The 1888-nt window shown below is 60.3% G+C and carries 1 protein-coding gene; it reads left to right on the top strand.

Translation table 11 applies throughout. From position 1 onward, the window contains the following. Positions 1–189 precede the first annotated feature (189 nt). Positions 190–1806, top strand: a complete 1617-nt coding sequence (locus HT737_RS16925; protein WP_182403366.1) for an alkaline phosphatase family protein — start codon at positions 190–192, stop codon at positions 1804–1806. The last annotated feature ends 82 nt before the right edge of the window (positions 1807–1888 follow it).

Raw genomic sequence — 1888 nt, 5'->3', positions numbered from 1 at the left:
GCTCCCACAAGTTCCGGGTGTTCACATCATTTGGGCTTGGCGCAAATCCTGTGGGAGCTGGCTTGCCAGCGATGGTGCCGAAACAGTCACCGATGCATCCACTGCATAAAACCCATTCCCCAAATGCACTTGCCGAACACCCCCGCCGAAAGCGACAACCCTCGCCTGTCTTTCTGACCGGTGAATCCCATGTCCAACCCGCAAAAACCCGTGCGCAACGTGCTGTACATCATGTGCGATCAACTGCGCCGCGATTACCTGTCCTGCTACGGCCATCCGCATCTGCATACACCGAACATCGATCGTCTGGCCGCCGCCGGCGTGCGCTTCAGCCGTGCTTACACCCAGGGCACGATCTGCGGGCCGTCGCGGATGTCGGCCTACACCGGACGCTACGTCAGCAGCCATCAGGTCGCATGGAACGCTGTGCCGTTGCCGCTGGAAGAACTGACCATCGGTGATTATCTGCGCCCGCACGGCATTCGCACTGCGCTGGTCGGCAAGACCCACGCCACGGCCAACGTCGACGCCTTGCAGCGTCTGGCGATCAACCCGGACAGCGCGCAGGCCGAAGTGCTCAACGAGGTCGGTTTCGAGCCGTACTTTCGCCACGACGGGATCTTCCCCGATGACCCGCTGTTCGACGACAAACGCGAATCTGCGCCCTACACCCATTACCTGCGCGAGCACGGTTTCGACGGGCGCAACCCTTGGCACGAATGGGCCAACGCTGCCGAAGGCGAGAACGGCGAAATCCTCAGCGGCTGGCACATGCGTCATGCGCATTTGCCAGCGCGAATTCCCGAGCAGTTCTCAGAGACTGTCTACACTACAAATCGAGCCATCGACTTCATCACCGAGCAAGGTGAGAAATCCTGGTGTTTACACCTCTCCTACATCAAACCGCACTGGCCCTATATCGTACCGGCGCCATACCACGCCCTGTACAGTACGAAATCGATTCTCGAAGCGGTCCGCGCGACGCCCTCCGAAGCCAGCAAACACCCCGTATACACGGCGTTTCGCCAGCATGAGGAAAGCCTCAACTTCTCCCGGGATTCAGTACGATTGAATGTAATCCCCACCTACATGGGCCTGATCAAGCAAGTGGATGACCAGCTCGGTCGGCTGTTCGATTTTCTGCAGAGCAACGGTCGTTGGGATGACACGCTGATCGTGTTCACCAGCGATCACGGCGACTTTTTGGGCGACCACTGGCTGGGCGAGAAGGAGTTTTTGCTCGAACAAGCGGTGGGCGTGCCGTTGATCGTGCGCGACCCGCGTGCGGCGGCGGATATCACTCGGGGCACGGTGGATGACCGGCTGGCGGAGACAATCGATGCATTGCCGACGTTTCTCCAGGCTTTGGGTTTGCCGGGCGCCGGGCATCGGCTGGAGGGCCGCTCGCTGATCCCGCTGTTGCACGGCGAAAATCCCGAGTGGCGCCGCTACGCCATCAGCGAATACGACTACGCCTTTCAGGCTCCGGCACGCGAGCGACTTGGCCAGCCGATCGACCGTTGCCGCATGACCATGGTGCGCAGCGAGCGCTGGAAATACCTGGCGTACGACGGCTTCCGGCCGCAGTTGTTTGACCTGCTGAATGATCCGCAGGAGTTGCACGATTTGGGTGACGATCCGGCGTACGCGGCGGTGCGCGAGGAGCACGCGGGGCACCTGTTTGAATGGGTGCGCGGGTTGAAGCGGCGGACCACGATCAGTCATCAGGAGATTGATCTGCGTGGGCAGCGGTTTCGCTATGGCGAGCCGGAGAGCGAGAAGGTGGTGCAAATCGGTGTGTGGTAGTTAAAAGCATCGCTGGCAAGCCAGCTCCCACAGGTTTTTGCGTTGTTCACATCCTTTGTGTCCGACACCAATCTCTGTGGGA

The sequence above is a fragment of the Pseudomonas sp. MD195_PC81_125 genome, assembly GCF_014060985.1.
GTDB classification, from domain to species: domain Bacteria; phylum Pseudomonadota; class Gammaproteobacteria; order Pseudomonadales; family Pseudomonadaceae; genus Aquipseudomonas; species Aquipseudomonas parakoreensis.
This window is presented reverse-complemented; position numbering and strand designations above follow the sequence as displayed.